The sequence below is a fragment of the Streptococcus ovuberis genome (genome assembly GCF_012396585.1).
GTDB classification, from domain to species: Bacteria; Bacillota; Bacilli; order Lactobacillales; family Streptococcaceae; genus Streptococcus; species Streptococcus ovuberis.
In genome coordinates this window covers 1-24380 of sequence record NZ_JAAXPR010000014.1, presented here as the reverse complement: position 1 = coordinate 24380, position 24380 = coordinate 1, and the positions used below count along the sequence as shown (strand labels likewise).

Sequence of the window (24380 nt, the reverse complement as noted above, 5' to 3'; positions counted from 1 at the left end):
TCTTTAAATTTCCCTTAGTTGGTGGTTGACCCATCTGATGAGCGCCCTTTAACCGCAAAATACTGCCCACTTGGGCTGGCAAAGTTAAAGGTCAAAAAAGGTTCCGTTTGGACAGGGCTTGCGGTGTCGGTCTGCTCTGCTATTTTTGCCTGCAAGGCATAAATGTCGTCGCTCTCAAAGAGAATGCTAGGCACATGGTTCGCTACCTCAGGCGAGACCTGTTGGATAAAGGCCTTGTCGTATACCGTAATGGTTGTGCTACTTTTGGCATGTGAGCGCATCTCAAAGCTCTGGTAGCCCATCTGCTCACTTGTTGCTAAAATCTCAAAACCAACCGCCTCCCAAAAGGCTTGTTCGGCAGCCACATCAGCAACATAAAGCATCAGCGAAAACTGTTCTGTAAACATGACCCCTCCTTAAAATTGGACAGTTTGTGACACAAAGCCTGCGATGTCAGTGTTGATCTGCCAGGTCATCCCAAACTGATCGACCACAATGCCATAGGCTGGGCTCCAAGGCGTCTCTTGAAGTTCCAGCTGAATTTCCTTGGCGTCTTGGCTAAGTTTTTTGTAAAGCGCAGTCGCTGTTTCAGCACTATCTAGCTGAATGCAGGCGGTCATATTAGTCCCTTGGATATAAGGGTAGTCAGGATTGTTATCTGAAATCTGCAAACGAATGCCATTGATATTAAGGTTGGCGTTGAGGACTAAATGACGTTTTTCTTCTGGTGTATTTGGAATGGCTTGACCAAAGGTCGTCACTGCTACCACTTCAGCATCAAAAACATCTTTGTAAAAGTCAACAGCTTCTAAGCCATTTCCGTCAGTCACCAGGTAAAGTTCAATAGATTTAATCAAAAGTAATGTTCTCCTTAAATTGTTTAGAGCTCATTATAACACATTTAAAGCTAAACTTTCTCGCAAAAGATTTGAAATGATGATACCGAGATCCCATCAGTCGTTGATGAACGTTAGAAATAAAAGAAAAATCGCTAGGCACTGCCCCCACTAATGGGACAATAGATGAACCAAATCCAGCACGTTAAGTGTCTAATCAACTGATAAGCCTTTTGCTTAGATTGTCGAACAAACGCCTATATTGCCTTGCAGTTTATGGCGTTCTGGAGAGCGATTATCCTTTGATTTTGAATCCGCTTAAACCGCAGGGATTTCTGGAGAAGCGTTTTATACTAGCTTAATGATTGAAACCGTCAGTGAGAATTACTCAAACCAAACGTTTATTCCTGCAAGCTATTTCCGCTCTGCTCCGTGACCAGCTCTGCACGGCAGGTATTGTGGTCCTGGACATACGGGCAACAACTTTACTTTAGAGCCTATCGACTTATTAGACTGGGACTGTCGTGACTACGATAGATGCTACAAACATTCTAGCCTTGGACAAAACTGTGATTGCAAGGGACAATTAATTTAGTTTATTGCAACTCATAAGCCTTATATGATAAATCAGATTCTTTCATTTTGAGACAGTAAATCCCACAGGAGGTTAAAAATGAGACGTTTCATCGAGACTTATTCCCCTACTACCTAATCGTTGTCGTTTGTTTGTGGGGCACTACCTTATTTCTTCCTTGGGACCTTCAGTTAGGAAGTTTTCCGATATACCCCTTTGTATTGCAGAACATTTTTCCTGTATTGGGGATTTTTGATAGACATATCTTTCATTCTAAAAAAGGTCTCCGTTGTTCTTTTAGGCGTAGCCGTAACAGTTGCGTTTTAGATGCATTTATTTTTGATGTTCGCCAGTTTTCCAGCCCTATTTGGCAGCTAATTCTAGTTTGACCAACAGAAACTCAAAATAATCTATGTGCTACCTGCATGGGGTGCGCATTACTCAATTCCCAAGAAACCCAAACTAAACGTCTCCCCTTTGGAAGAATGCAAGCCTATTATCGCCAAAGACGCTGGTGTATCAGGAAGCACAACCTTCTTGCAAAGATTGCTCAATAAAAACGCAACAATGATAAAAGTGTCGAAATCAAACGACACTTCGCTTAAGTCTTTGATAAAGTTATCGGGGTGCTTCGTGTTTGCCTAGAGCCAATAACTCGGTCGGTTTTGCTCGTAGGCGGTAATGAGTTCTTCGTACTGAAGGGTGATGCCAATATCATCCAAACCATTGAGTAGCTTGTGCTTCCATTGCCCATCAATCTCAAACTCAAAATCTCCAAAAGGGGTCAGGAGTTTCTGCTCAGGCAGATTAATAGTAATCTCCTGGTCAGGCGCTAACTGGGCCAACTGCTCCCTCACTTCCTTTTGTTGAACAATCGGTAACATGCCATTATTGAGTTCATTATTGTAGTGGATATCCCCAAAAGACCCCGCAATCACTACCTTAAACCCATAATCCGCCAGGGCCCAAGCAGCGTGCTCTCGTGATGAACCAGCCCCGAAATTGTCACCTGAAATTAGGATAGTTGCCGCCTGATAGGCTGGTTGATTGAGGATAAAATCGGGGTCATCTGTGTAGTTTTTGTCCGTGTACCGCCAATCGAAGAACAGGTACTTCCCAAAGCCTTTTTTATCAATCAATTTTAGGAATTGTTTGGGCAAAAGTTGATCCGTGTCAATGTTATCGTACATGATTGGGACTGTTTTCCCGCTGTAAATCGTAAAGGGTTCCATCCTAACCTCCTACTATATCTGTCATCAAGCGGACATCCACAAAACGTCCTGCAATAGCTGCTGCAGCGGCCATGGCAGGGCTGCAAAGATGGGTCCTTGAGCCAAAACCTTGGCGGCCTTCAAAGTTACGATTACTGGTTGAAGCGCAGTGAATTCCTTCTGGGACCTTATCCTCATTCATCCCTAAGCACATGGAGCAACCTGGATCGCGCCATTCAAAACCAGCTTCTAGAAAAATCTTATCTAAGCCCTCTGCTTCAGCAGCCCGCTTAACCGGCCGGCTTCCTGGAACCACAATAGCCGTCACATGATCTGCAATCTTCTTACCTTGGACAAATTTAGCCGCCAGCTGCAGATCACTGAGCCTAGCATTGGTACAAGACCCAATAAACACGTAACCAATTTGGATGTCTTCGGCAGTCTGACCTGGTTTAATGTCCATGTAGGTGTAGGCCCGTTCATCATTCATATCTCGAATGTCTGGGAAAGGTTCATTAAAAGCGACAGCCATTTCTGGATTGGTTCCCCAGGACACCATAGGAGCTAACTCTGACACATCAATTGTGATTACCTTGTCATAGACCGCATCAGGGTCGGAAACCAGGGTCTTCCAGTCTGCAACAGCCTCATCAAACGCTTCTGGCACGCATTCTCTGCCTCTCATGTAGGCAAAAGTTGTCTCATCAGGCGCAATAATGCCATACTTGGCACCAAATTCGATGGTCATGTTGCAGATAGACATGCGCTCTTCCATGCTGAGTCGCTCAATCGCTTCACCAGTGTATTCAACAGCATAGCCAACACCTGCTCCCACCCCATACCGGGCGATAAGTGCCATGACAAAATCTTTGGAGTAAACCCCTGCTTGTGGTTTGCCCATAAACTCGACCTTCATTTGCTTGGGTTTGACCTGCCAGAGCGTTTGGGTGGCAAAGACATGCTCAACTTCAGAGGTCCCAATTCCAAAACCAATTGCGCCAAATGCGCCGTGAGTTGCGGTATGACTATCTCCACAGACGATGATTTTTCCAGGCTGAGTCCGCCCGGTCTCTGGCCCAACCACATGAACAATCCCTTGTTTTTCACTCCCGTGAACCGCTGTCTCTATCCCAAATTCTTCCACATTACGTGTCAAGGTGTCAATCTGCTTTTTGGAAATCAAATCCCGAATGTTAAAAATATCTTTGGTTGGGACATTATGGTCAATGGTTCCAAAGGTCAAATCTGGTCTGCGCACACGTCGTCCTGCTTCTCGCAAACCATCAAAAGCCTGAGGTGTTGTCACCTCATGAATATAGTGTTGATCAATATATAGGAGCTGGGGTTGGCCAAGATCGCCTGTAATGACATGTCGCTCCCAGATCTTATCAAAAATTGTTTGTCCGCTCATAGATAACCTCCAAACCAGATCATATAAAGGCAAGCTAGAAGCACAACGAACCCTAACCACCACGTTAATTGAAAATACCACTTGCGTACCTTATGGCGTAAGGAATGCCCAGCTAAGAGCGCACCGAGTCCCCCTAGCCCCAATGCTAAGCTTAGCAAAACCCGTTCTGACACGCGCCAGCGCTGATGGGTTGCACAATATTTGTCCCAGGCATAAACACTGTATACCAAGGCATTCCATGTCAATACCATTAAGGTCAAAACCTCTTGAATCTTCATAAAGCCTCCACAATCGCTCGTGTCATAGCTTGAGTTGTCGCACTGCCGCCTAAGTCTGGAGTCAAGATTCCTGCTTCAAGAACCGACTCAACCGCCTGTTCAATCCGACTGGCGACAGCTTCTTCACCAAAGGAAGACCGTAACATCATGGCAACGGATAAAATCATGGAGATAGGATTTGCGATTCCTTTTCCAGCAATATCCGGTGCTGAGCCATGAATGGGTTCATATAGACTTGGCCCCTGAACCGAATGGCTCGCAGACGGCATGACACCCAAACTTCCCGATAGGACAGAGGCCTCATCTGATAGAATATCCCCAAACAGATTTTCAGTCACAATCACATCAAATCGGGCAGGATTAGTAACCAATAACATGGCAGCTGAATCCACCAGCTGATGCTCTAAAGTCACATCTGGAAAATCTTTAGCAACTTCTTCGGCTACCTGACGCCAGAGCTTAGAAGTGGCCAGAACGTTTTGCTTGTCAATACTAGTGACCTTGCCAGAACGTTGTTGGGCTAACGAAAAGGCTACACGCAAGATACGCTCAATCTCTTTTCTGGAATAATAGTTAAGATCATCCGCCCAGTCTACCTCTAAGCGGTGCCGACCAAAATAAATACCACCTGTCAATTCCCGAACAACAACAAAATCAACACCATCAATCCGCTCTGGTTTCAAAGGCGACAAATGCTTGAGCCCTGAAAACAGTTTGACAGGTCTAACATTAGCAAATAACCCCAACTCCTGCCTCAAGGCCAACAGACCTTGTTCCGGTCTGATCGGCGCCTGATCGTACTTAGGACTTCCGATAGCCGCCAGTAAGATAGCATCCGCCTCACGAGCAGCTGACAAGGTCTCTGCCGGAAGCGGATGACCACAGGCATCAATACCTGCTCCACCAAAAGGCATCGCCTCTGTCTGGTAATCAAAGGATAAATGAGGAGCTGTAGCCTTCAGAACTTCTAAGCCTGCCGCCATAATTTCAGGCCCAATACCATCTCCAGCCAAGGTTATAATTCTCTTTGTCATTACGCTTTCTCCGATAAGGGCTGCCCCATCAAGCCAGCCTGTTCTTTTTGAATGAGGGCATTGGCCTTGATATAGGCCTCTGCCGAAGCTTTCAAAACATCAAAATCAACACCCGTGGCATTAAAAAGACGACCTGTCTCTAAATTCTCCACAGTCACATGTACAGAGGCCTGGGCATCAATTCCTTCTGTAACCGCCTCAATCAGGTAACGCTCTAAGCGAACAGCCTGTTGAAAGAAGTGGTCAACAGCGTTAAAGATTGCTTCAACCGATCCTTTCCCTCTAGCAGTCAACATTTCCTGCTCCTGTTTTTGATTGACCATAAAGACTTGAGCTTCAACAGTCTTGTCTTCCAAGGTCCTTACTTTCAAATCCTCAAACTGGAAGCCTTCCAAGTCCTGCACCTCACGGTCTAGGACCAGGGCTCTGATATCTGCATCGGTTATTTCCTGCTTCTTGTCTGCCAAGGCCTTGAATTTAGCAAATAAAGCAGATACTTCCGCTTCCTCAACCTCAAGACTGAGCTCTTTTAATTTGTCAACAAAAGCATGACGCCCAGATAATTTCCCTAATGGAAGAGAATTTTTCATTACACCGACTAATTCTGGCGTGATGATCTCATAGGTCAATGGGTTTTTCAGGACCCCATCTTGATGGATGCCTGACTCATGTGAAAAGGCATTGCCACCAACCACTGCCTTGTTCTTAGGCAAGGGAAGACCTGACGCCTGCGAGACGAGTTCTGCCAAAGCCATGGTCTCCTTAAGGACAATCGGGCTAGTTACTTGGAAATAATCCTCTCGAATCTTAAGAGCCACAGCCACTTCCTCCAGCGCAGCATTACCAGCCCTCTCCCCGATACCGTTGATAGTTCCTTCCACCCTGCCTGCGCCATTTTTAATAGCAGCCAAGGTATTAGCGACAGCCATTCCCAAATCATCATGGCAGTGAGGGCTAAAAATAATCTCTCGCTCTGATCGAATATTCTCTGTCAGCATCTTAAAAATAGCGCCATAAGCTTCTGGAGTAGTAAAGCCAACTGTGTCTGGAATATTGATATAGGTTGCTCCCGCATCAACAGCCGTCTGGACTACCTCCAAAAGAAAATCGAGCTCAGTCCGTGTCGCATCTTCTGGCGAAAACTCAACCACGTCAAACTTTGAGCGCGCATAGGAAACGTGCTCTTTGATGGCTTGCAAAATTTCTTGCTTAGACTTTTTAAGCTTGAATTCCCTATGAATGGGACTAGTGGCGATAAAGACATGAATCTGAGGGTATTTGGCATCTTTCAGGGCTTCGTACGCAATATCAATGTCAGACTTGACTGACCGTGCAAGACCTGTGACTGCTGCACTGGTAATCGTCTCAGCAATCGCCTTGACAGCTTCAAAAGAATCTGGACTAGCAGCCGGGAACCCTGCTTCAATAGCAGAAATCCCCCACTTTTCTAGCTGCTTAGCGATGGTTACTTTCTCACGAATGGAAAAATTTACCCCAGGTGTCTGCTCTCCATCTCGAAGAGTGGTGTCTAAAAATTGAACTGTTCTCATCTTAAATTCCCTTTCAAATTCTTTTCTTAAGTCAAAAGGAGGCATCTCATTTGCGAGACACCTCCCTCCCGCTTGGTAAACCAAACAGGACTAATGCAATTGCACTAGCCCTCGGGTCGTAACAAAAGAACGGTTGTCAGTTTTGTCATCAGTTGGCTCCCTAGTTTTGATGGTATCTATTCTACCATCTTCAAAATTTTCTGTCAATAGTTTAGGTGGAATTTTCTGATTTTTTCAAAAAAACCAAACACATTTTCTTATTCGGAGATAAATTGTCCCTATAATGTTCCATCTCCTTTTTAATAGAGCAAAACAGCAACCACGCTTTCGCGATTGCTGCCCTACCTTACTGATACTTATTTAAATTCTAAACCTGAACATAGGGCCACTTCAAAGAGGTTTTGGGGCCTTGCTACCTTAGTCAAAAAATACTTACTCAATACTCACCAAATCACTCCGATTTTGATGGTCAGTTAGTCATCAGTGATATTTAAAGCCCTGATGGACAAAAAAATTGAACCCTTAAGTAGGAATCTGCTCCAAAGACTAACTTGATCTCTTCGATACGAATGCACTGATCAGGTCCATTCTTCATCTTCAGGAAAAGAGACGATCGCACCACTGGAGTCACACTCCTCTCTTATTTCGAGAGGGCGGTTGAATCATGCCACTGGAATGTTTTAATCCCATAGGTCACGATGAATGGGTTGGGGACCGAAGGTTTGAGAGACAGGCATTAATTCGATACGGTTGATATTGACATGAGCTGGTTGTTGCAACACCCAAAGGACGCTTTGTGCAATATCTTCTGGCTGAATACTGCCCGCACCATCATAAAGTTTATCAACGCGTTCTTGGTCTCCCTTAAAGCGAACTGCGGAAAATTCTGTTCCTCCACAAAGTCCAGGTTCAATATTGGTCACACGTAAGCGTGTTCCAGCTAAATCCGCCCGTAAATTTAAACTGAACTGTTTGACAAAAGCCTTACTAGCTCCGTAAACATTCGCTCCTGGGTATGGGACGGTCCCAGCAGTGGATCCAAGGTTAATGATATGGCCATGATTTCTGTCAACCATGCCTGGAAGAACGTTTTTCGTGAGGTAGGTCAAGCCGATAATATTGGTCTCAATCATGGTTAACCAATCTTGAAAGTCTGCTTGATGGGCTGGCTCTAATCCCAAAGCCAAGCCTGCATTATTAACCAAACCAGTTAGTGCTTGCCAATCCTCAGGCAAGCTGGCCAGGGCCTCATCAATCGAATCGGTCTTTGAAACATCCATTTTCAAAGGGTAAAAGCAATCTCCCAGTTCTCCTTGAAGTTCCTGTAGTTTCTCTAAACGTCTAGCCGCTCCGATCACTCGGTAGCCCTTATCAACTAACAAGCGGCAAATCGCCTGACCAAAACCAGCTGAAGCTCCTGTTACTAAAATGATTTCTGTCATGACAGTCTCCTTTATACTTTCTTCTTAAATGAAGGCATCAGGTACCTGCTCCACCTTGATGACTTCAAGATTAGCCTGTACTTTTTTCAATCTCAGCGCTAGCAAGGCGCCACTGGCGACAATGCCTAAAATCAAACCAATCCAATAGCTATAGGGACCCAAACTCGTCCAATGCTCCAATATCAAAGCAACGGGAAGCGAAACTCCCCAGTAAGCTGTCACGCCTAAGATAAAAGGCAGGCGAGTATCCTTGTAGCCCCGTAAAATACCTTGAATCGGTGCCGTATAGGCATCCGCTAGCTGGAAACAAAGGCTATAGGTAAGAAAAACACCTGTCAGCTGGATAAAGTCTGTGTCTGTCCCATATAAGCTAGCAATCCACTGTCTGAAAAGATAGAGAAAAGTCAGGGTAAATCCAGCAAAAGCCAAAGCCAATAGGCGTCCGATCCGCGCATAGTGACGGGCTCCTTCCAAGCGACCAGCACCGATTTCGTAGGATACGGTAATCGGCAAAGCTGTTGCGATACTCATAGGGAAGGCATACATCAAGGTTGCAAAATTCATGGCTGATTGATGGGCGGCAATCATTTGAGTACTGTAATTCGCCATCAATAAGCCAACTACGGCAAAAATAGCAACTTCAGCAAAAATGCTCCCTCCAATCGGCAAACCAAGTAGAAAACCCGACCAGAGCAACTGACCATCAAAGGCAGATAATTGGCCTAAACGATAGGGACGAATGCGTGGGTGGGTAATCATCACTCCTCCTACGACTATCATTAAAAGCCAATAGGCTAAAGCTGTCCCAAGCCCCGCTCCTGCTCCTCCCATCTCTGGCAGGCCAAACTTTCCATAAATAAGTAAATAGTTTAGTCCTGTATTAAAGGGGACCAAAAGCAGCATCAGGTACATGGATAGTTTAGTCAAACCTAAGGCATCAAAGAATCCTCGGCACACACTGAAAAGAAAAAGAGGAAAAATCCCTAACGAAAGGTAGGCCAGATAAGCTCTGGATACTTTAAAAACAGCTGGTTCCAAATCAAGTGTCGCCAAAACTGGCCGGGCAAACAAAAGAACCAAAACCAAAAGAAGAAGCGACAACAGCAAACTCATATAGACGAATTGATGAAATTCTTGGCGAATCTTAGACCGATCGCCCTTCCCTAAATGCTGACCAATGATCGGGACAAGAGCAGAGACAATACCTGTCAAGAAGGAAAAAAGAGGATTCCAAAAGCTGGTCGCCATGGATACCCCAGCCAAGTCTACGGTGCTGTACTGGCCCGTCATCATGGTGTCAATAAAGGAGGCTGAATAATTAGCCAGCTGATATATCAAGATCGGCAGAAAAATCGTTACGAACAAAAAGACTTTCTGCTTGATACTTGTTGTTGAATACATGATAACTCCTTCGAAAGATCTCTTACCTACTATTATAGCAAAATTCTAAGCGAATACGCTACTGAGCTCAACGGCTTATTCCCCAAAAACTACTGAGATAACTGCTACATCTGCAAACATAATTTGGCTCAATAAACAACAGCCAAATAGACTGGCCTATCCAGCCAGTCTACTATCGCTATCTCTAAATCCCTCTCGCCAAATTATAGATACTGCAACTTCCCACGAAAATCGTCTAGGCTCTGATAGCCTTTTGTTGCCATAATGGCCAGCAACTCTGCCTGAAGGCGGTCAAAGATGGCTGGCCCTTCTTCCTGCAAGGCCGTTCCCACCTGAACCAGACGAGCCCCACAAAGGATGTGCTCAAAAACATCGCGACCACTAGTGACACCACCTGTGCCAATAATGGCGATAGAAGGGTCAAGCCGTTGGTAAAAAGCGTGAACATTGGCTAAGGCTGTCGGCTTAATATAAGCACCGCCCAGGCCGCCAAAGCCATTCTTAGGCTTGATGACCACCGTCTCGTCTTCGATATAGAGAGCATTGCCAATGCTATTGACCGTATTGATAAAGGTCAGTGGAAATTGATTGAGTACCTCAGCAATCTGGTCAAAGTGGGTTAAATCAAAATAAGGGGGTAGCTTAACGCCCAATGGCTGGTCAAAGTAGATGAAAACCTCGGTTAAGAGTTCTTTAACACCTTCGGTGTCATAGCCTAGCTGGGGTTTGCCGACGAGGTTGGGGCAGGAGAGATTGAGCTCCACAAGACCGTCATAGTTAGAAGACTGAATTCGTTTTAAAAGGACATGAGTCTCCTCACGAGACAGGCCAGTAATAGATAAGAAAGGCGAACTCTCCCCCACCTCAACCGATTTGAGGTAGTCCAGGTAGAAATCGATGCCCAAATTTGGCAGACCCATAGAATTGATTGAGCCCAGCGGTACCGGTTTATAGCGCGGTGTCGGATTGCCTTCCCGCGCGTGAAGCGTAGCTGACTTGGTCACAAAGGTCCCCGCCGATGAAAAACGTAACCCATCTAACTCTGCCTGATCATAGCAGTGTACACCTGAAGCGTTCATCACACAGGTATCAAACTGAAACTGTCCAATGCTTGTCCTTAACTTGCTCATCTTCATTCTCCTTGTAAACGAATTTGCCCTAGCAGATAGTCGCCTCTGCCTTACCGTAAACCTTTTGCCTACCGTAAGGGGTTGCTCAAAAACTGTTCGGAATCAAAAGTATAGGCCGTCTCCTTATCTAACATAAGCCAATTCTTTGACATTTATGCTGTATCACCGTTAGATTTGCACAATGTCAGGATTGTTCCATAAACTAAGGTACCGTCAATAAGTTTATAATGTCGGCTATTTCTTTCTCCCATCATCTCACTGTTCTTGAATCGTTGACCTCCCTTCTCATGCAAAGAAAGATAGTGACCAGCTGTTCTAGCCCCTGTTGGAGAGGTGTTAAACCAGCTCAGCTAGATAAACTCGACCATTATCCTTCTTAAAACATCCTCTTTCAGGTACAAAAATAGGACCTTATCACTGACAAGGTACCTGTAAATCCTTTGCAAAAAGGGCAACTCAGCTGGATTGGCCAGCGTCCGTTTTTCCTTAGACTAGTCTACAAGACCTACCGCAGTAGATCAGCAAGCATTGCCTCACATGACAAATCATGCGTTACTTGTAGCTGATTTTGTTACCTTGCTCGCCTCTCTGGACGAATTTAAAGATGTTCTAAGGTGATATTAGCATATTTGCAGTTAAATGACAAGAAAAACCCAAACCTTAACGCCTCTCTCAAGCTTTTTCCGAACATTGCCTTGGAAACTCCTCCCTCTTTCAAACCAGACGTTCAAAACTAAGATTTTCTTTGCCTCCTTGATGATACCAGTTGGGAATTTCTCCTTGACAGACGAAGCCCATCCGCTCATAAAAAGGAATGCCCATCTGGTTGTTCTTGGCAACGGTGACTTGTTGGCGGTTAATCCCGTAGGTCGCCTTCTGGTGGTCGGTCAGAAAGTCAACGAGAGCACGTCCCAAGCCCTTTCCCTTGTGGTCTGGGTGAACATAGAGGACATAGATATGCCCAAAATTACCCTCACTGACACCGCCACCGATAGCCCCTAAGACGTGACCGTCTAGCTCAGCGACCATGTAGCCGTGCCAGTGCTGATCACTGGTTGAGCATTCTTTAGTCACTCGGTCGAGGGTGTAAAAGTCAGCGATCACCTGCTCGATATACTCTGGAGGATTCAAGTCCTTATAGGTCACACGCCAAGCGGCCGAACAGATAGCACAAATAGTAGCTGCGTCAGCTGGTGTTGCAAAACGGGTGGTGACGGTCATCTTAATTCTCCTTTTCTGATAGAGACGACTGTTTCGGCGTCGCCAAGTCTTCTAAAAAATCAATCAAGAGGGAAAAGAGCCCACTCAAGCTGACTGTTAGCCCGATGCCCCAGATGAGCTTGGTCAGAGATGCGGTGCGCAAGCCATCAAACAAGAGCGTCCCCAGTCCCCCTGCATTGATGGTCGCCCCAATGGTCGCCATAGCGATGATGGAGGTCGCTGCTAGCTTAATGCCTGCAAAAAGAGCAGGTACGGCTAAGGGCAGCTGAACGGTCACTAACAACTGCCCCTCGGTCATGCCCATGCCGCGTCCAGCCTCCAAAAGAGCTGGGTCAATCTCGGTCAAACCCGATAAGAAACTTCGCACCAAGATATACTGGGCATAGAGGGTCAAAACGATAACCGTGGTCGTCTGCCCCAGACCTGTCAGGGGAATCAGCAGAGCAAAGAGGGCAAAGGAGGGCACCGCGTACAAGACAGACAAGAGATAGACGGACACTTGCTGCAAGCGAGGAAAGCGCCAGAGGAGCAAGGTCAACCCAATTCCAAAGACCAAGGCAAATCCCAGAGCCAGCAGGGTCAATTGGAGGTGTTCCAAGACCAAGCGAAAAAGCTCCTCACGATGACTGAGTACATACGCCATCAGGTCAATCCTCCTACTAGCCTGTCCTGCCGCTGAACCGTTTCGAGCAGGGATTTGACAAAGTCCGTCTGAGGGGAAGCAATAATCTCCTGCGGACGGTCAAACTGCACCAACCGCCCCTGATCCATGACCATGACACGGTTGCCCAGATAGAGGGCTTCATGGATATCATGGGTGATGAGGACAAAGGTCTTGTCAGCCAAGGACTGGTGGAGAGTCTTGAGCTGGTCTTGCAGGTGATGGCGGGTGATGGCATCCACCGCCCCAAAGGGCTCATCAAACAACACCATCTGCGGATCAGCAGCTAGTGCTCTGGCTACTCCGACCCGCTGCTGCTGTCCACCTGAGAGTTCCTTGGGGTAGCGATGGGCAAAGTCTCTAGCAGGGAGCTGCACCATGGTCAGCAACTCCTCTACACGCTGGTCAATTCGCTCGTTTTCCCAGCCCAAGAGTTTAGGGACAGTGGCAATATTGTCTCGGACAGTCAGGTGGGGAAAGAGCCCAATCTGCTGAACCACATAGCCGATTTGCCGACGGAGGGCAACAGGATCGGTCGCTGATAAGGGCTGACCATCTAACAAAATCTGCCCTGTATCTGGCTCTAAGAGGCGGTTCATGAGCTTGAGCGTCGTCGTTTTCCCAGACCCTGATGTCCCTAAAATGGTAATAAACTCACCCTTAGAGAGGGTAAAGGTCAGATCGGACAAGACTGGGGTATCGCCGTAGGTCTTTCCCACCCCCTCAAAGGTCACTAATGCTTGCGTCATCTGGTCTCCTTAGTTAGCGATGCTCTTGTAGAAGTCTTTGGCAACAGCTGTATAATCCTTACCGTCAACATCGACTTGAGCGTTTAGTTCGGTGACTTTTTCAGTCGTTAATTGGCTGGAAATCTTGTTCAAGGCTTGAGCAAGATTTGGCTCTTTCTCAATCAAGTCGCTCTGGGCAACAGGGGCAATGTTATAAGGTGGCCAGAAGGCCTTGTCATCTTCCAGCAGGGTAAACTCATCTGTCTGAATGAGCTGACCTTCGGTAGTGTAAGCTGGCGTCACATCTGCTTCGTCGTTTTTCAGCACGCTGTATTTCAGGCTGTTGTCGTAGACCTTAGACGATTTCCAGTTAAACTCACCGTAAGCCGTCTTCAAGCCTGCCAAACCGTCCTCACGCTGGTCAAATTCCCCTTGGGACGCAAAGCGGAGTTCGCTCGCATGTTGTTGCAGGTCAGAGATGGTCTTGATGCCCAACTGCTTCGCCACGGCTGTCCGGATAACCAAGCCCTGACTGTCTGTCGCTTGTGCGTAGTCTAACCACGTCAGCTTAAAGTCTTTGGCATAGGCGGTTTTAACCGTCTGATAGACCTGCTCAGGGTCGGTTTCCAATGGCAACTTCAAAATAGCTAACAGCCCTGTCCCTGTGTACTCTGGGTAGAGGTCGATTTCCTTATTGGTCAAGGACGTATGCACCAAAGAGCTGGCGATGTTAAACTTGCGCTCAACGGTGTAGCCCTCATCTTCCAAGGCTAGGGCATAAAGCTCGGCAACGATAAGGTTTTCAGTGAAATCTTTTGAACCTATCCGCACGACTGGCTTGTCACCAGCTGCAGGTGCACTCTGCTTTTGCCCAAAGAGGGCAAATAATCCTAAACCAGCTAGGACAAGGAGGGCTAACAGACCTCCGAGGCGTTTTTTGTTTGTCATGTTTAACTCCTTTTTAGTGTCTTTGTTTGATGTGATGGATGAGCCCATCGAGGCTCAACATAGCAATGAGCGAGAGCAGGGCAACGGAGCCACCCCCCAAGAGTAAGAGATCATAGCGATAGAGCCCCAACCCTGTGAAAATCAGAGTGCCCAGCCCTCCTGCTCCGATGTAGGTCGCTAGGCTAGCGGAGGCGATGATTTCCACTAGAGCCAACTTGAGCCCGGTCAAGAGATGAGGAAGAGCTAGCGGAAAAGCGACCTTGAGCAAGACCTGCCTATCGGTCATCCCTAATCCCTTGCCCACTTCTTTCAAGCTCTCCGGGACTTGTACTAAGCCGACCAAGGTTTGTAGGATAATGGGCGGTAAGCCTAGCAGGACAAGGGCGATGAGGGCTGGCACTTGCCCGACGCCGATGAGGGGAATGAGGAAGAACAGCACCCCCAGCGAGGGAATGACCCGCAGACCACCAGACAGGCCTGTGATGGCTTGCCGAAGTTTGGGGCGCTGGTAAGCCAGGTAACCCAAGTAGGTCCCCAAAACCAGAGCGATTCCCAGAGCCAGAAGGCTGATCCAGATATGCTCCCAAAGGTAGGTCAGGTACTGGTGGCTGTTGTGCGCTAGGTAATCAACCAGTCTGGTCCACATGCGTAGCCTCCTTTACTTCTTCTGACAAGAGCACGACAACCTTGCCAAAACTACCCCGGCTCTCTAAGTAACGATGGGCGTCTGCCACTTCTTCTAAGCCGTGAAAAATCCGTTCAGGGCTTGTCTTGACCTCATGTTTGCCTACAAAGTCAAGAAGTTCCTGCACCTTTTGTGGGGAGACATTTCCCGAATAGAAGGTTGTCAGATAGACATTGTTAGCTAGTTGCTCAATTGGGTCAAAATCATCCAAGTACCACTGACCTCCCAACTGACCGCAGGAGCAGAGAATGCCCCCTTCCTCCAAATAGCAAAAACTGTCCTTAATGGTTTTCGGCCCAATGAGCTCTAGTATCTTAGTAAATGACTGGGATGATTGGAGTTGATTATCCTCATCGAGAAAAACCTCATCATACCCCTCAGCTAGAAGCAACGGCTCTTTTGCCCTGTCTCGGCTAGTCCCTACCAGATAAATGTCTGGATGCTGAACCTTGAGAAGTCGGGCAAAAGCCTGACCGACACCGCTTGTCGCGCCCCTGACCAAAACCTTATCTGTAGCACTGATATTCAAATTTTTGAGTGCGCCAAAGGCAGTATAATAAGTCTCTGGCAAGGCGACCAAGGTCGCCAAATCGAGGTCGCTCACTACAGGATAAAGCTGTGAATTAGGTAGCAAGGCATAATCAGCATAAGAGCCATCAAAGGCACGCCCCATCTCCCCCATAAAGGAAATAACCAGTTGCCCAGCGACCAAATCAGGAGAAGTCGTCTGCTCAACTTGACCGACGCATTCGATGCCCAGAATCCGTGGAAATTGTACACTTGGTGACCAGCCCTTACGGGTAAAAATTTCTGAGCGGTTGATTCCAAATCCCAGCACTTTTACCAAGGTCCAGCCATCTTTTAGTTTAGGCAGGGGAACTTGTGAGACTTGTAAGACGTCTGCTTCGCCAGGCTTTTCAACCCTAACAGCCTTCATCAGCTTCATCAATTTTCCTCCTTTGCAGATTAGCTTTTAAATTAGCCAAGATTCGCTCTTGATAGCTTTCAAAGGCAGCTATTTCTTCCTCACTAAATCCCTCGTAAAAAACCTTGGACAAGCGCTCGCTAACCCGCTTTCCGATGACTTCTTGCCCCCACCCCTTATCCGTCAGGTGCCAGATTTTTTTCCGCTTGTCATTGGGACAGGGCTGCTGCACAATCAAACCCTGCTCCTCCAAGCGTTTGAGCATAGAGGTCAGGGTATTGTTAGCAAGCCCTGTGTGAATGGCAATGTCCGTCGCTGTTCCTCTCCCACCATGTAACCAAAGACAGTGGAGAATCTTCCCTTGTTCTCCCGTGTAAAGTGCCTCTGGCTCCTGTGCTAGCAAGTGCTGAAACAGACGACCATTCAAGAGGCTAATGTGGGTCGCGCGATAGCCCCCTTGTTCTTTTGTCATAGGAGTCCCTTTCTTTTTATTTCTATATCGAACAATAATAATTGTAGCATCTCCTTTTTTCTTTGTCAACTATTTCGATATAGAAATACTATATTCCACAAAAAAGAGCAGGATTGTCTGCTCTTTGGTATCATCATATTTTAGTACCGTGGGCGAATCACACCTGTCACGGTTGCTTTTGTCGCTTCATAATCACCATCAACGACGACCTTGATAATGCGCTTAGCCTCTTCTTCTGGTGCTGCGACAAGGGGCAAGCGAAGCGGCCCGACATCAAAGCCCAGATAGTTCAGCACTGCCTTAACAGGAGCAGGGCTCGGATAGCTAAAGAGAGCGTTGACTTTAGGGATAAACTGGCGCTGAATAGCCGCAGCAGCCTTGATGTCGCTGCGCTCAATTGCTTCAAACATGGCGTGCATCTCGTCACCATTAGTGTGCGAGGCTACCGAAATTACCCCATCTGCTCCCAAATTCATGGCATGGAAGGCATCGCCATCCTCACCTGTATAGATGAGAAAATCATCTGGACGGTGCTCAATCAGATAGGCAATATTAGCGAGGGTTGTACACTCCTTGACTCCGATGATATTGGGATGTTCTGCCAAACGCAGCATGGTCTCAGGCGTCAACTCCACCACGACCCGCCCCGGGATATTATACAGAATAATCGGCAGGTCAGACGCATCCGCAATGGCCTTAAAATGCTGATAAAGCCCCTCTTGAGATGGCTTATTATAGTAAGGAACAATGGCAAGGCCCGCCGCAAAACCACCGAATTTAGCCACTTCCTTGGCAAACTCGATGGAATCCCGCGTATCATTGGTCCCAATCCCTGCAATCAAGGGCACTCTGCCCTTAACAATAGCTTGCACAACTTTGAAAATTTCTAACTCTTCCTCATGGGTCAGGGTCGGACTTTCCGCTGTCGTCCCTGCCAGCAAGATGGCATCTGTATGGTGCGCCAGCAAGTGCTCAATCAGAGCTGGGAAAGCCTCAAAATTGATAGTGCCATCTTCATGAAATGGGGTTACTAAAGCCGTGATAATTTTAGCATTTCTTAATTGGTCAATAGACATAGATTCCTCCTAATCTTTTTGTCAATCGGCGTGTGAGCAGATAGTGTGGTTAAACAAATGGTTTCAAATATTAGCAGACCACAAAGAATTAGTAAACAGGAAATGAAGTCCCACTATCACAAATTAGAAAGTGAAATCTATACTCTTCCTCCACTAATCAGAGCGTTTATTTTTTATTGAAGCGTAATTGTTTTATTAACCGATAAGCATGAAAAAAGAATAGTAAGCTTGCTAAAGAAAATAAAATCGCTGGGGCGTTAACCCCTCCAATACTGTAAATCCAGTAGATAAAGCGAGGCATAGTAAGCTCACCGCCAGTTGACTCCCACTGAACAAGTTCTTGTCGTTTTATCCAAGGAAAGATAAGGACAAACAAACCCGCAGAAATATTTAAAAGAATTTGAAACTTAGGATGGTTGTTCATATAGTTGGCAACTTTCTTTTCTACTTTATTCATAAAACATTCTCCTCTATCTTTAAGTAATCAAATTATTATTTCAGCTCAAAAACAAGCTCTGCTGTCGGGCGAACCAAACCACGCTCGTGAAGGGTCTCAGCGATTTGAACGGAATTCCAAGCAGCCCCTTTGAGGAGGTTGTCAGATACCACCCACATGTGAATACCATTTTCCTTGTCCAAATCCTTACGAATACGACCAACAAAGGTATCACGGCTACCGACCGCATTGATAGCTTGTGGGTAGATTTGGTTGGCAATGTCATCTTCTAAAACAGCACCTGGGAAGCTCGCAATTGCTGCTTTTACTGCTTCAATGTCTGCGACTTCCTTGGTTTCGATGTAGACAGATTCAGAGTGGGCAGAGAGAACTGGAATCCGCACACAGGTCGCAGAAACAGCAATGCTGTCGTCTTCCATGATTTTCTTGGTTTCCTTGGTCATCTTCATCTCTTCGTAGGTGTAAGCATTGTCCGTGAAGAGGTCGATTTGTGGCAGTGCATTAAAGCCGATAGGATAGTGCTTCTTATCGCCACCTGAAGGCAGGATGTTTGCTTCTACCTCTTTTGGTGCCACGCCGTCATTCAACACCGCACGCAACTGCGCCTGGGTTTCCAAAATAGCTCCCATACCTGCCCCAGAGACCGCTTGGTAGGTTGACACGATGATGCGTTCCAAGCCCCACTTCTGACGGACAGGCTCCAGTGCCACCATCATCTGGATGGTAGAGCAGTTTGGACAAGCGATAATGCCTTTGTGGTCATCCATGGCATGGGCATTGACCTCTGGAACAACCAAAGGCACATCTGGATTCATACGGAAGTAAGAGGTGTTGTCCACCACCACAGCGCCTGCTTTCACCGCATAAGGGGCAAACTTAGCCGATGTCGACCCACCTGCGGAGAATAATGCAATATCCACGCCATCAAAACTGTCCTCTGTGGTCAACTCAACAGTGACATCTTGGCCCTTGTAAGTCAAGGTCTTACCAGCAGAACGAGCTGACGACAGCAACTTAATCTGGTCAATCGGAAGCGTACTCTCTTCTAGCATCTTAATCATCTGTGTTCCAACGGCGCCTGTCGCACCAACAACGGCAACTGTATAGCCCATGTTACTTACCTCATTCATTTGTTAGTCATTTTATTGTACTATATTATACTATGAATTGACCAAAAAGGAAAGTAAGCCAAGCACTTATTTTGAGAATTTTCTCAAAAAACTAGCACCTCATTCGTTCAATTTTTCGATGTCTTTTCAGTGTTTTTTCAAAAACATACAGAAAACAATCGCTTTCTCTCGTTTTTTCGACAAAAGAGTTCGTTAACTTAAAAAATAATGGCTTTTTTTGAAGTTAATCGAGACAAATGTCCGTTTTTTATTGTATAATAGTATAAATAAAAATATTTTTAAGGAGATCTTATGAAACGCAAAACAGTGTTCCTAACATCGTCCATGTTACTCTTATCTTCTCTGGTGATTGATGAGAGTCATAAAGTCTTAGCTGAAGGGCCAAATGCTCCAACGCCTTTGGTTACTGAAACAGCCACCACGGTCCCTGACAGTACTACTGTCAGCACAACAGATCCAGGTTCTGTTGAACCCGCAGAAGCTGAAGAAAAGGCTCCTTTAGAGGAAGCAAAACCTGTTACTGCTACACCAGAAACACCAAGTGCGGTTATCCTCCATACCAATGATATTCACGGACGGATGCTGGAGGAGCGCGGTGTCATCGGTCTTGCTAAATTAGCAACTGTTGTTGAAAACGAACGTGCCAATACTGACCAAACGACACTTGTCTTGGATGCTGGTGATGCCTTCCAAGGCCTACCAATTTCCAATGCCAGCAAAGGAGCAGAAGTTGCTAAAGCCATGAACGCAATTGGTTACGATGCGATGGCTGTCGGCAACCACGAGTTTGACTTCTCACTTGAAGAAGCAAAAGCATATAAGGAAAAATTAACCTTCCCTCTCCTTTCAGTCAACACCTATGTTAATGGTGTCCGTCTCTTTGAAGCCTCAACAATTGTCGATAAAACGCCTGATGTAGCTGGAGACGAATTTGTGGTTATCGGTGTTACCACACCTGAGACATCGACCAAGACCCACCCTAGAAATGTGACTGGCGTCACCTTTGCAGATCCTATTTCAGAAGTGAAAAAGGCGGTCGAGCAAATTGAAGCTAACGCCTTGGCTGAAGGCAAAAGCTATAACAATTATATTATCCTGGCCCACCTAGGGATTGACAAGAGTACTCCTGCTGAATGGCGTGGGGACACACTTGCTAAAGCCCTTTCGGAATACCAAGCCCTATCTGGTAAAAAAGTCATTGTGATCGATGGGCATTCTCATACGGTTCACACTGCCACCTACGGTAATAACGTCACCTATAGCCAGACCGGTAAGTACCTCGAAAACATCGGTAAAATCACCTTGTCTGCTGACGGTCAAGTGACACCAACATTCATCACCCCAAATGACACCAAAAACCTTGTCCCTAATGAACAAGTGGCCAAAATCGTCGCTGACGCTAAAGCTGCCTTTGATCTGGAAAGTGCAGCAGTTGTTGTGGCCAATAATACTGTTGAATTTAACGGCGATCGTGAAAACGTCCGTGTCCGTGAGACCAACTCTGGAAATGCCATCACAGATGCGCTCTATGATTATGGCCGCAACGGTAATTTCAAAAATCCAACTGACTTAGCTGTCACTAACGGGGGTGGCATCCGTGCTACCATCGCAGCCGATAAGCCAATTACTAAAGGCGACATCATTGCTGTTCTGCCTTTTGGTAATATTATTTCTCAAATTGAAGTTAAGGGTAGTCAGATTCTAGAGATGTTTGAAAAATCATTAAGTTCTACCCTACAAACCAAGGAAGATGGTAGCTACATCACTGATGATCAGGGCTATCCGCTCTTCACCGCTGCTGGATTCTACCTGCAGGTATCTGGTGCTCGCGTTTATTATAACCCTCTAGCTGAGGCTAACCAACGTGTCCTTAAGGTCGAAATTCTTAATCCAGAAACTGGTAGCTACACTCCACTGGATAAAGAAAAAACCTACTATCTGGCAACCAATGACTTTGTAGCTGCTGGTGGAGATGGCTACACCATGCTCGGTGGAGCTCGTGAAGAAGGTCCTTCAATGGACGAGGTCTTTGCTGATTATTTGGCTAAAACCCCTGATCTTTCTAAGTATGTTTCTGTCAATAGTAACGAACGGGTGATCCCTTCAACACCTACACCAGAACCTGCTCCAAATCCAGAACCAACACCTAGGCCAGAACCAAAACCTGAGCCAAAACCAAATCCAACACTTCCAACATACCGTCCTGGCTATTATAAACCAACTGAGAAGAAAGACGACCAGCAACATCCTGCTGCCACTACAGAGACTGAGACAACGGTCCACCATTCCTCCCCTAAAGGAACTACAGCCATTCTTCCTAAGACTGGTGATGCCGCTTCCCTCCTGTCTCTTATTGGACTCAGCCTATTCTCTGGCTTAGCCTTGCCTAAGACTCGAAAAAAAGACTAGGCGACTGTAAACCTTGACTTCCTACTACAACCCATTTACCAGGCTCATTGTCAACTGTAGTGGGTTGGTGAAAAGCTAACATCTGGAGAGAATCAAATTGTTTCTCTCCTTTTTAATGTTTAAAGGTAAGCGTCCAATAACAGAGTATATTGAAAAAAGTTCCAGAGTTAATATTAGCTCCGGAACTTTTTCTATTTGCAATTTTTCTGCATGTTTTTTACCCATGGCAAATACCCCTCTAGCACCTCCTTTTTTGCGAGTGTCTTCTCATTTGGAAGATGTTCTAGAAAATGGATGATGTATTTTTCAGTATTCAAGTCGTGTCTCTTGGCCGTCTCAAGTAAACTCATAATGATGGCTGTTGACTTGGCACCCTCAAAGCTCTGAGAAAACAACTCATTTTTTCGCCCCATCACCAAGGATTTAATGGCTCTTTCTGCCAGATTATTGGAAAGAACAAGTCTGCCGTCTTTCAGAACAGTCTTGAACGTCTCCTCGTGATTGAGACTGTAATCCAAAGCTTTCCCTAGCGAGGAACCTGGCAAGACCGTTTGTTTTCGACACCAGTCGAAAAACTCAGTCATCAAGGGAGCTAACTCTGCCTGTCGGTTGTCCAATCGCTCCTCAGCTGATAATCCCTCCCATTCCCTTTCAAGGCGAAACAATTGGTCACAATACTTGAGACCCTTAGCACCTAAAGAGCTTTTATCAGCCTTTTTCGGAGTAGCTTCAAAGAACTTTCGCCTCACATGTGCCCAGCAACCGACTAATGTGGCATTGGGTAACTGTCGGTAGGCACTCCAGCGGTTCGCAGTTAACCAAGATTATCATCACTTCGTTTTTCAATCTTAGACTGCTAGCGTATAGGCAGAACTAAAGGACTAAAGTCCTAAGTTACTGCCGTAACATGTCACAGTGAACATAACCCTCATAATTCCCAAGAACTTCCTGAACAACCAAACCACTTCGGCGCTTGTCATGGTGATAAAGGGTAATCCCTTGTTCTTCCTGCTTGCCTGATAAAAACGTCCAATAGTAGGTCTTCTGCCTGTCGCTTTCTAAGACCTGATAAGAGGTTTCATCCGCATGAAGAATAGGCTGCGCCAATAATTTCTCACGTAAAAGGTCATAAAGAGGCTCAAAATAGTATTGACTTGATTTGATATGCCAGTTGGCAATCTCTTTACATGTAATGGAATGGGCAAGCCCATTTTATTCCAATCCTCTTCTTGACGATAATTCGGAACCTTCAAATTAAATTTCTGATGAATCGTATGAGCGATGATAGAAGCTGACCCAATGCTATGAGCTAACGGTGCTTTGGGTACAAGTGCCTTAATGATTTTATCAACATGGCCCTCCTCACTGCAACTTTGACATTTATAGGCATGTTGGACATGGTCAACCCGTTTTAATTGGGCTGGAATAAAGACCAACTCTTGTCTTTGGACACAAGAGCCAATCTCTTTAAGCTCACCCTGACAATCAGGACAACTGCCACCTTCTAATTTGTGGTGCACCTCTTCTGGGCTGGACTGATTGAGAATAGCTTGGCCAGGTGAGTGTCCCATTTTCAACCCGCTTATAGAGCAACCAAAATCCTTGACCACCCCAATAAAGAGTCTTAAAACGGTCTTTGCGTCCGCCACAAAAGAGAAAGACTTGACCTGAGAAGGGATCAAGGTCAAAGTGACTTTTAACCAGATAAGCTAGTGAGTCAATTCCTTGCCTCATATCCGTTTTCCCACAGACAAGACAAACATGCCCTAAATCATTGAGCCTGACGGTCATAAGTAAGTACCTTTTCTAAAATAAGTTCTAGTTGGTCTTGACCAAGGGGATGAAAGCAACTGATTTCTAGTTGACCTAATCTTAGTTTGAGGAGAAAATTATTTTTGCTTTTCTTTTCAAACTGACGAGATTGACGAGACGAATCCAAGGGGACGATAGGGAGTAACATGATAAAAATCCTCCATTTCTATTTTCTAATGACAGTATAACGGAGGCGGAAAGAGTTTTACAGGTACTTCGTTATTAGATGCTTACAACCTTTCAAACAGTCTTTAAGGCCTTTAAAAAATATAAAAAAGACATTACTAATGCCCTGGAATTAGCTTACTCCAACGCTAAACTAGAAGCCACGAATAAACTGATCAAAGACATCAAACGAAATGCCTTTGGTTTTAGAAAATTCAAGAATTTTAAAACTAAAATTTTGATTGCTTTGAATGTGCAAAAAGAGAGAACCAAGCTGATTCTCTCGCGTACATGATATAAGTCACCCACTACAGTCATATAGAGCCAATTTTCATTGTTTTTCGGATATGAGCGATGCACACATGCCGATTTGCCCCACTATTATTAATCTTCTTTACGACGACGTTTTATCATTACGGCAATTAAAGCTAATAAACCAAAACCTGCAACAAGTGATGTTACTTCGCTTGAATCACCCGTCTTAGGTAATTGTTTAGAAGACTGTTCAGAAGATCCTGACAGTGAAACGGTTTTACGATTACCTTTATCATTACCAGGTTGCGTTGTTTGAGATGGTTTTGGTGTAATGATATCTGGTTTACCATCTTGGTCTTTGTCAGTTGGAGTCGTGCCATTAGGATCTGATTCGTCCTTGTTCTTGATTCCATCGTTATCACTGTCCAATTCACCATCTGGAGTCTTGCCATCTGTCATTGGATTCTTAGGATTTGTACCGACTAATTCCTCATCCTTATCATTGACACCGTCGTTGTCATCGTCTGGATCCTGATCATCTGAAATACCGTCGCCATCTGTATCCGTTT

At 45.8% G+C, this 24380-nt stretch carries 23 protein-coding genes and 3 pseudogenes; 2 read left to right on the top strand and 24 right to left on the bottom strand.

The features are described from left to right. Positions 1-14: 14 nt before the first annotated feature. The 20 genes from HF992_RS07900 to HF992_RS07805 all read right to left on the bottom strand — a co-directional run bounded on the left by HF992_RS07900 (position 15) and on the right by HF992_RS07805 (position 19152). A complete protein-coding gene (locus HF992_RS07900; protein ID WP_168549499.1) occupies positions 15-407 on the bottom strand; it encodes a VOC family protein in 393 nt (130 codons plus the stop codon). Positions 408-416: 9 nt separating this feature from the next. Further along, positions 417-857: a VOC family protein gene (locus HF992_RS07895; RefSeq protein WP_168549498.1), complete on the bottom strand. Its 441-nt coding sequence runs from the start codon at positions 855-857 to the stop codon at positions 417-419. Between the two features lie 1194 nt (positions 858-2051). After that, positions 2052-2642 carry a 3-isopropylmalate dehydratase small subunit gene (gene leuD / locus HF992_RS07890; RefSeq protein ID WP_168549497.1) on the bottom strand — a complete coding sequence of 197 codons (591 nt, stop codon included), beginning with the start codon at positions 2640-2642 and terminating at the stop codon, positions 2052-2054. Position 2643: 1 nt separating this feature from the next. Continuing rightward, a complete protein-coding gene (gene leuC / locus HF992_RS07885) occupies positions 2644-4032 on the bottom strand; it encodes a 3-isopropylmalate dehydratase large subunit (protein WP_168549496.1) in 1389 nt (462 codons plus the stop codon). Then, the gene (locus HF992_RS07880) at positions 4029-4310 is read right to left on the bottom strand and encodes a DUF1294 domain-containing protein (RefSeq protein WP_168549495.1); all 282 of its coding nucleotides are present in this window, start codon (positions 4308-4310) and stop codon (positions 4029-4031) included. Before HF992_RS07880 ends, leuC begins: the two co-directional genes overlap by 4 nt. After that, a complete protein-coding gene (gene leuB, locus HF992_RS07875; protein ID WP_168549494.1) occupies positions 4307-5344 on the bottom strand; it encodes a 3-isopropylmalate dehydrogenase in 1038 nt (345 codons plus the stop codon). The genes HF992_RS07880 and leuB overlap by 4 nt, the downstream gene beginning before the upstream one ends. Next, the gene (locus HF992_RS07870) at positions 5344-6894 is read right to left on the bottom strand and encodes a 2-isopropylmalate synthase (RefSeq protein WP_168549493.1); all 1551 of its coding nucleotides are present in this window, start codon (positions 6892-6894) and stop codon (positions 5344-5346) included. The genes leuB and HF992_RS07870 overlap by 1 nt, the downstream gene beginning before the upstream one ends. A 680-nt stretch (positions 6895-7574) precedes the next feature. After that, entirely contained in the window at positions 7575-8336 is a 762-nt protein-coding gene (locus tag HF992_RS07865) for an SDR family oxidoreductase (protein WP_168549492.1), read from the bottom strand. A gap of 24 nt (positions 8337-8360) precedes the next feature. Next, on the bottom strand, positions 8361-9737 hold the full coding sequence (locus tag HF992_RS07860) for an MATE family efflux transporter (protein ID WP_168549491.1): 1377 nt from the start codon (positions 9735-9737) through the stop codon (positions 8361-8363). A 203-nt stretch (positions 9738-9940) separates the two neighbouring features. Beyond that, positions 9941-10867: a dihydroorotate oxidase gene (locus HF992_RS07855; protein WP_168549490.1), complete on the bottom strand. Its 927-nt coding sequence runs from the start codon at positions 10865-10867 to the stop codon at positions 9941-9943. Positions 10868-11581: 714 nt separating this feature from the next. Then, positions 11582-12088: a GNAT family N-acetyltransferase gene (locus HF992_RS07850; RefSeq protein ID WP_168549489.1), complete on the bottom strand. Its 507-nt coding sequence runs from the start codon at positions 12086-12088 to the stop codon at positions 11582-11584. A 1-nt stretch (position 12089) separates the two neighbouring features. Next, the gene (locus tag HF992_RS07845) at positions 12090-12731 is read right to left on the bottom strand and encodes an ABC transporter permease (RefSeq protein WP_018369188.1); all 642 of its coding nucleotides are present in this window, start codon (positions 12729-12731) and stop codon (positions 12090-12092) included. Beyond that, positions 12731-13498 carry an ABC transporter ATP-binding protein gene (locus HF992_RS07840; RefSeq protein WP_168549488.1) on the bottom strand — a complete coding sequence of 256 codons (768 nt, stop codon included), beginning with the start codon at positions 13496-13498 and terminating at the stop codon, positions 12731-12733. Before HF992_RS07840 ends, HF992_RS07845 begins: the two co-directional genes overlap by 1 nt. Positions 13499-13507: 9 nt before the next feature. Continuing rightward, positions 13508-14425, bottom strand: coding sequence for a glycine betaine ABC transporter substrate-binding protein (locus HF992_RS07835; RefSeq protein WP_168549487.1), 918 nt, complete (start codon positions 14423-14425; stop codon positions 13508-13510). Positions 14426-14438: 13 nt separating this feature from the next. Beyond that, the gene (locus HF992_RS07830; protein ID WP_168549486.1) at positions 14439-15071 is read right to left on the bottom strand and encodes an ABC transporter permease; all 633 of its coding nucleotides are present in this window, start codon (positions 15069-15071) and stop codon (positions 14439-14441) included. Next, entirely contained in the window at positions 15052-16047 is a 996-nt protein-coding gene (locus tag HF992_RS07825; protein WP_168549524.1) for a zinc-binding dehydrogenase, read from the bottom strand. The genes HF992_RS07830 and HF992_RS07825 overlap by 20 nt, the downstream gene beginning before the upstream one ends. After that, entirely contained in the window at positions 16034-16507 is a 474-nt protein-coding gene (locus HF992_RS07820) for a MarR family winged helix-turn-helix transcriptional regulator (RefSeq protein WP_168549485.1), read from the bottom strand. The genes HF992_RS07825 and HF992_RS07820 overlap by 14 nt, the downstream gene beginning before the upstream one ends. Positions 16508-16647: 140 nt before the next feature. Beyond that, entirely contained in the window at positions 16648-17583 is a 936-nt protein-coding gene (gene dapA, locus HF992_RS07815) for a 4-hydroxy-tetrahydrodipicolinate synthase (protein ID WP_168549484.1), read from the bottom strand. 166 nt (positions 17584-17749) lie between these two features. Further along, positions 17750-18040, bottom strand: coding sequence for a hypothetical protein (locus HF992_RS07810; RefSeq protein ID WP_168549483.1), 291 nt, complete (start codon positions 18038-18040; stop codon positions 17750-17752). Between the two features lie 35 nt (positions 18041-18075). Continuing rightward, a complete protein-coding gene (locus HF992_RS07805; protein ID WP_168549482.1) occupies positions 18076-19152 on the bottom strand; it encodes an aspartate-semialdehyde dehydrogenase in 1077 nt (358 codons plus the stop codon). Positions 19153-19461: 309 nt separating this feature from the next. On the opposite strand from HF992_RS07805, the gene HF992_RS07800 reads away from it, so the two are divergent. Then, positions 19462-21579, top strand: coding sequence for a 5'-nucleotidase C-terminal domain-containing protein (locus HF992_RS07800; RefSeq protein WP_168549481.1), 2118 nt, complete (start codon positions 19462-19464; stop codon positions 21577-21579). A 191-nt stretch (positions 21580-21770) separates the two neighbouring features. On the opposite strand, the pseudogene tnpC reads toward HF992_RS07800, so the two are convergent. The 3 genes and pseudogenes from tnpC to tnpB form a co-directional block, all read right to left on the bottom strand. Further along, positions 21771-22385, bottom strand: a pseudogene (gene tnpC, locus HF992_RS12230) (IS66 family transposase); the annotation flags it as partial. 100 nt (positions 22386-22485) lie between these two features. Continuing rightward, positions 22486-23150, bottom strand: a pseudogene (locus HF992_RS12225) (IS66 family transposase); the annotation flags it as partial. Further along, positions 23065-23313, bottom strand: coding sequence for an IS66 family insertion sequence element accessory protein TnpB (tnpB, locus tag HF992_RS12040; protein WP_168549480.1), 249 nt, complete (start codon positions 23311-23313; stop codon positions 23065-23067). The gene tnpB and the pseudogene HF992_RS12225, both read right to left, overlap by 86 nt. A 316-nt stretch (positions 23314-23629) precedes the next feature. Here tnpB and HF992_RS07775 point away from each other — a divergent pair. Continuing rightward, positions 23630-23851: pseudogene (locus HF992_RS07775) on the top strand (transposase); the annotation flags it as partial. Between the two features lie 89 nt (positions 23852-23940). On the opposite strand, the gene HF992_RS07770 reads toward HF992_RS07775, so the two are convergent. Beyond that, the coding region (locus HF992_RS07770) for an LPXTG cell wall anchor domain-containing protein (RefSeq protein ID WP_168549478.1) at positions 23941-24380 on the bottom strand (440 nt) is incomplete at its 5' end.

Excerpts from the sequence above, each read along its gene's own strand:
- HF992_RS07805 (WP_168549482.1), bottom strand. The coding sequence starts at position 19,152 with ATGGGCTATACAGTTGCCGTTGTTGGTGCGACAGGCGCCGTTGGAACA.
- HF992_RS07880 (WP_168549495.1), bottom strand. The coding sequence starts at position 4,310 with ATGAAGATTCAAGAGGTTTTGACCTTAATGGTATTGACATGGAATGCC.
- dapA (WP_168549484.1), bottom strand. The coding sequence starts at position 17,583 with ATGTCTATTGACCAATTAAGAAATGCTAAAATTATCACGGCTTTAGTA.
- tnpB (WP_168549480.1), bottom strand. The coding sequence starts at position 23,313 with ATGAGGCAAGGAATTGACTCACTAGCTTATCTGGTTAAAAGTCACTTT.
- HF992_RS07835 (WP_168549487.1), bottom strand. The coding sequence starts at position 14,425 with ATGACAAACAAAAAACGCCTCGGAGGTCTGTTAGCCCTCCTTGTCCTA.
- leuD (WP_168549497.1), bottom strand. The coding sequence starts at position 2,642 with ATGGAACCCTTTACGATTTACAGCGGGAAAACAGTCCCAATCATGTAC.
- HF992_RS07800 (WP_168549481.1), top strand. The coding sequence starts at position 19,462 with ATGAAACGCAAAACAGTGTTCCTAACATCGTCCATGTTACTCTTATCT.
- HF992_RS07825 (WP_168549524.1), bottom strand. The coding sequence starts at position 16,047 with ATGAAGGCTGTTAGGGTTGAAAAGCCTGGCGAAGCAGACGTCTTACAA.
- HF992_RS07840 (WP_168549488.1), bottom strand. The coding sequence starts at position 13,498 with ATGACGCAAGCATTAGTGACCTTTGAGGGGGTGGGAAAGACCTACGGC.
- HF992_RS07820 (WP_168549485.1), bottom strand. The coding sequence starts at position 16,507 with ATGACAAAAGAACAAGGGGGCTATCGCGCGACCCACATTAGCCTCTTG.
- HF992_RS07855 (WP_168549490.1), bottom strand. The coding sequence starts at position 10,867 with ATGAGCAAGTTAAGGACAAGCATTGGACAGTTTCAGTTTGATACCTGT.
- HF992_RS07865 (WP_168549492.1), bottom strand. The coding sequence starts at position 8,336 with ATGACAGAAATCATTTTAGTAACAGGAGCTTCAGCTGGTTTTGGTCAG.
- leuB (WP_168549494.1), bottom strand. The coding sequence starts at position 5,344 with ATGACAAAGAGAATTATAACCTTGGCTGGAGATGGTATTGGGCCTGAA.
- HF992_RS07870 (WP_168549493.1), bottom strand. The coding sequence starts at position 6,894 with ATGAGAACAGTTCAATTTTTAGACACCACTCTTCGAGATGGAGAGCAG.
- HF992_RS07850 (WP_168549489.1), bottom strand. The coding sequence starts at position 12,088 with ATGACCGTCACCACCCGTTTTGCAACACCAGCTGACGCAGCTACTATT.
- HF992_RS07845 (WP_018369188.1), bottom strand. The coding sequence starts at position 12,731 with ATGGCGTATGTACTCAGTCATCGTGAGGAGCTTTTTCGCTTGGTCTTG.
- HF992_RS07810 (WP_168549483.1), bottom strand. The coding sequence starts at position 18,040 with ATGAATAAAGTAGAAAAGAAAGTTGCCAACTATATGAACAACCATCCT.
- HF992_RS07830 (WP_168549486.1), bottom strand. The coding sequence starts at position 15,071 with ATGTGGACCAGACTGGTTGATTACCTAGCGCACAACAGCCACCAGTAC.
- HF992_RS07860 (WP_168549491.1), bottom strand. The coding sequence starts at position 9,737 with ATGTATTCAACAACAAGTATCAAGCAGAAAGTCTTTTTGTTCGTAACG.
- HF992_RS07900 (WP_168549499.1), bottom strand. The coding sequence starts at position 407 with ATGTTTACAGAACAGTTTTCGCTGATGCTTTATGTTGCTGATGTGGCT.
- leuC (WP_168549496.1), bottom strand. The coding sequence starts at position 4,032 with ATGAGCGGACAAACAATTTTTGATAAGATCTGGGAGCGACATGTCATT.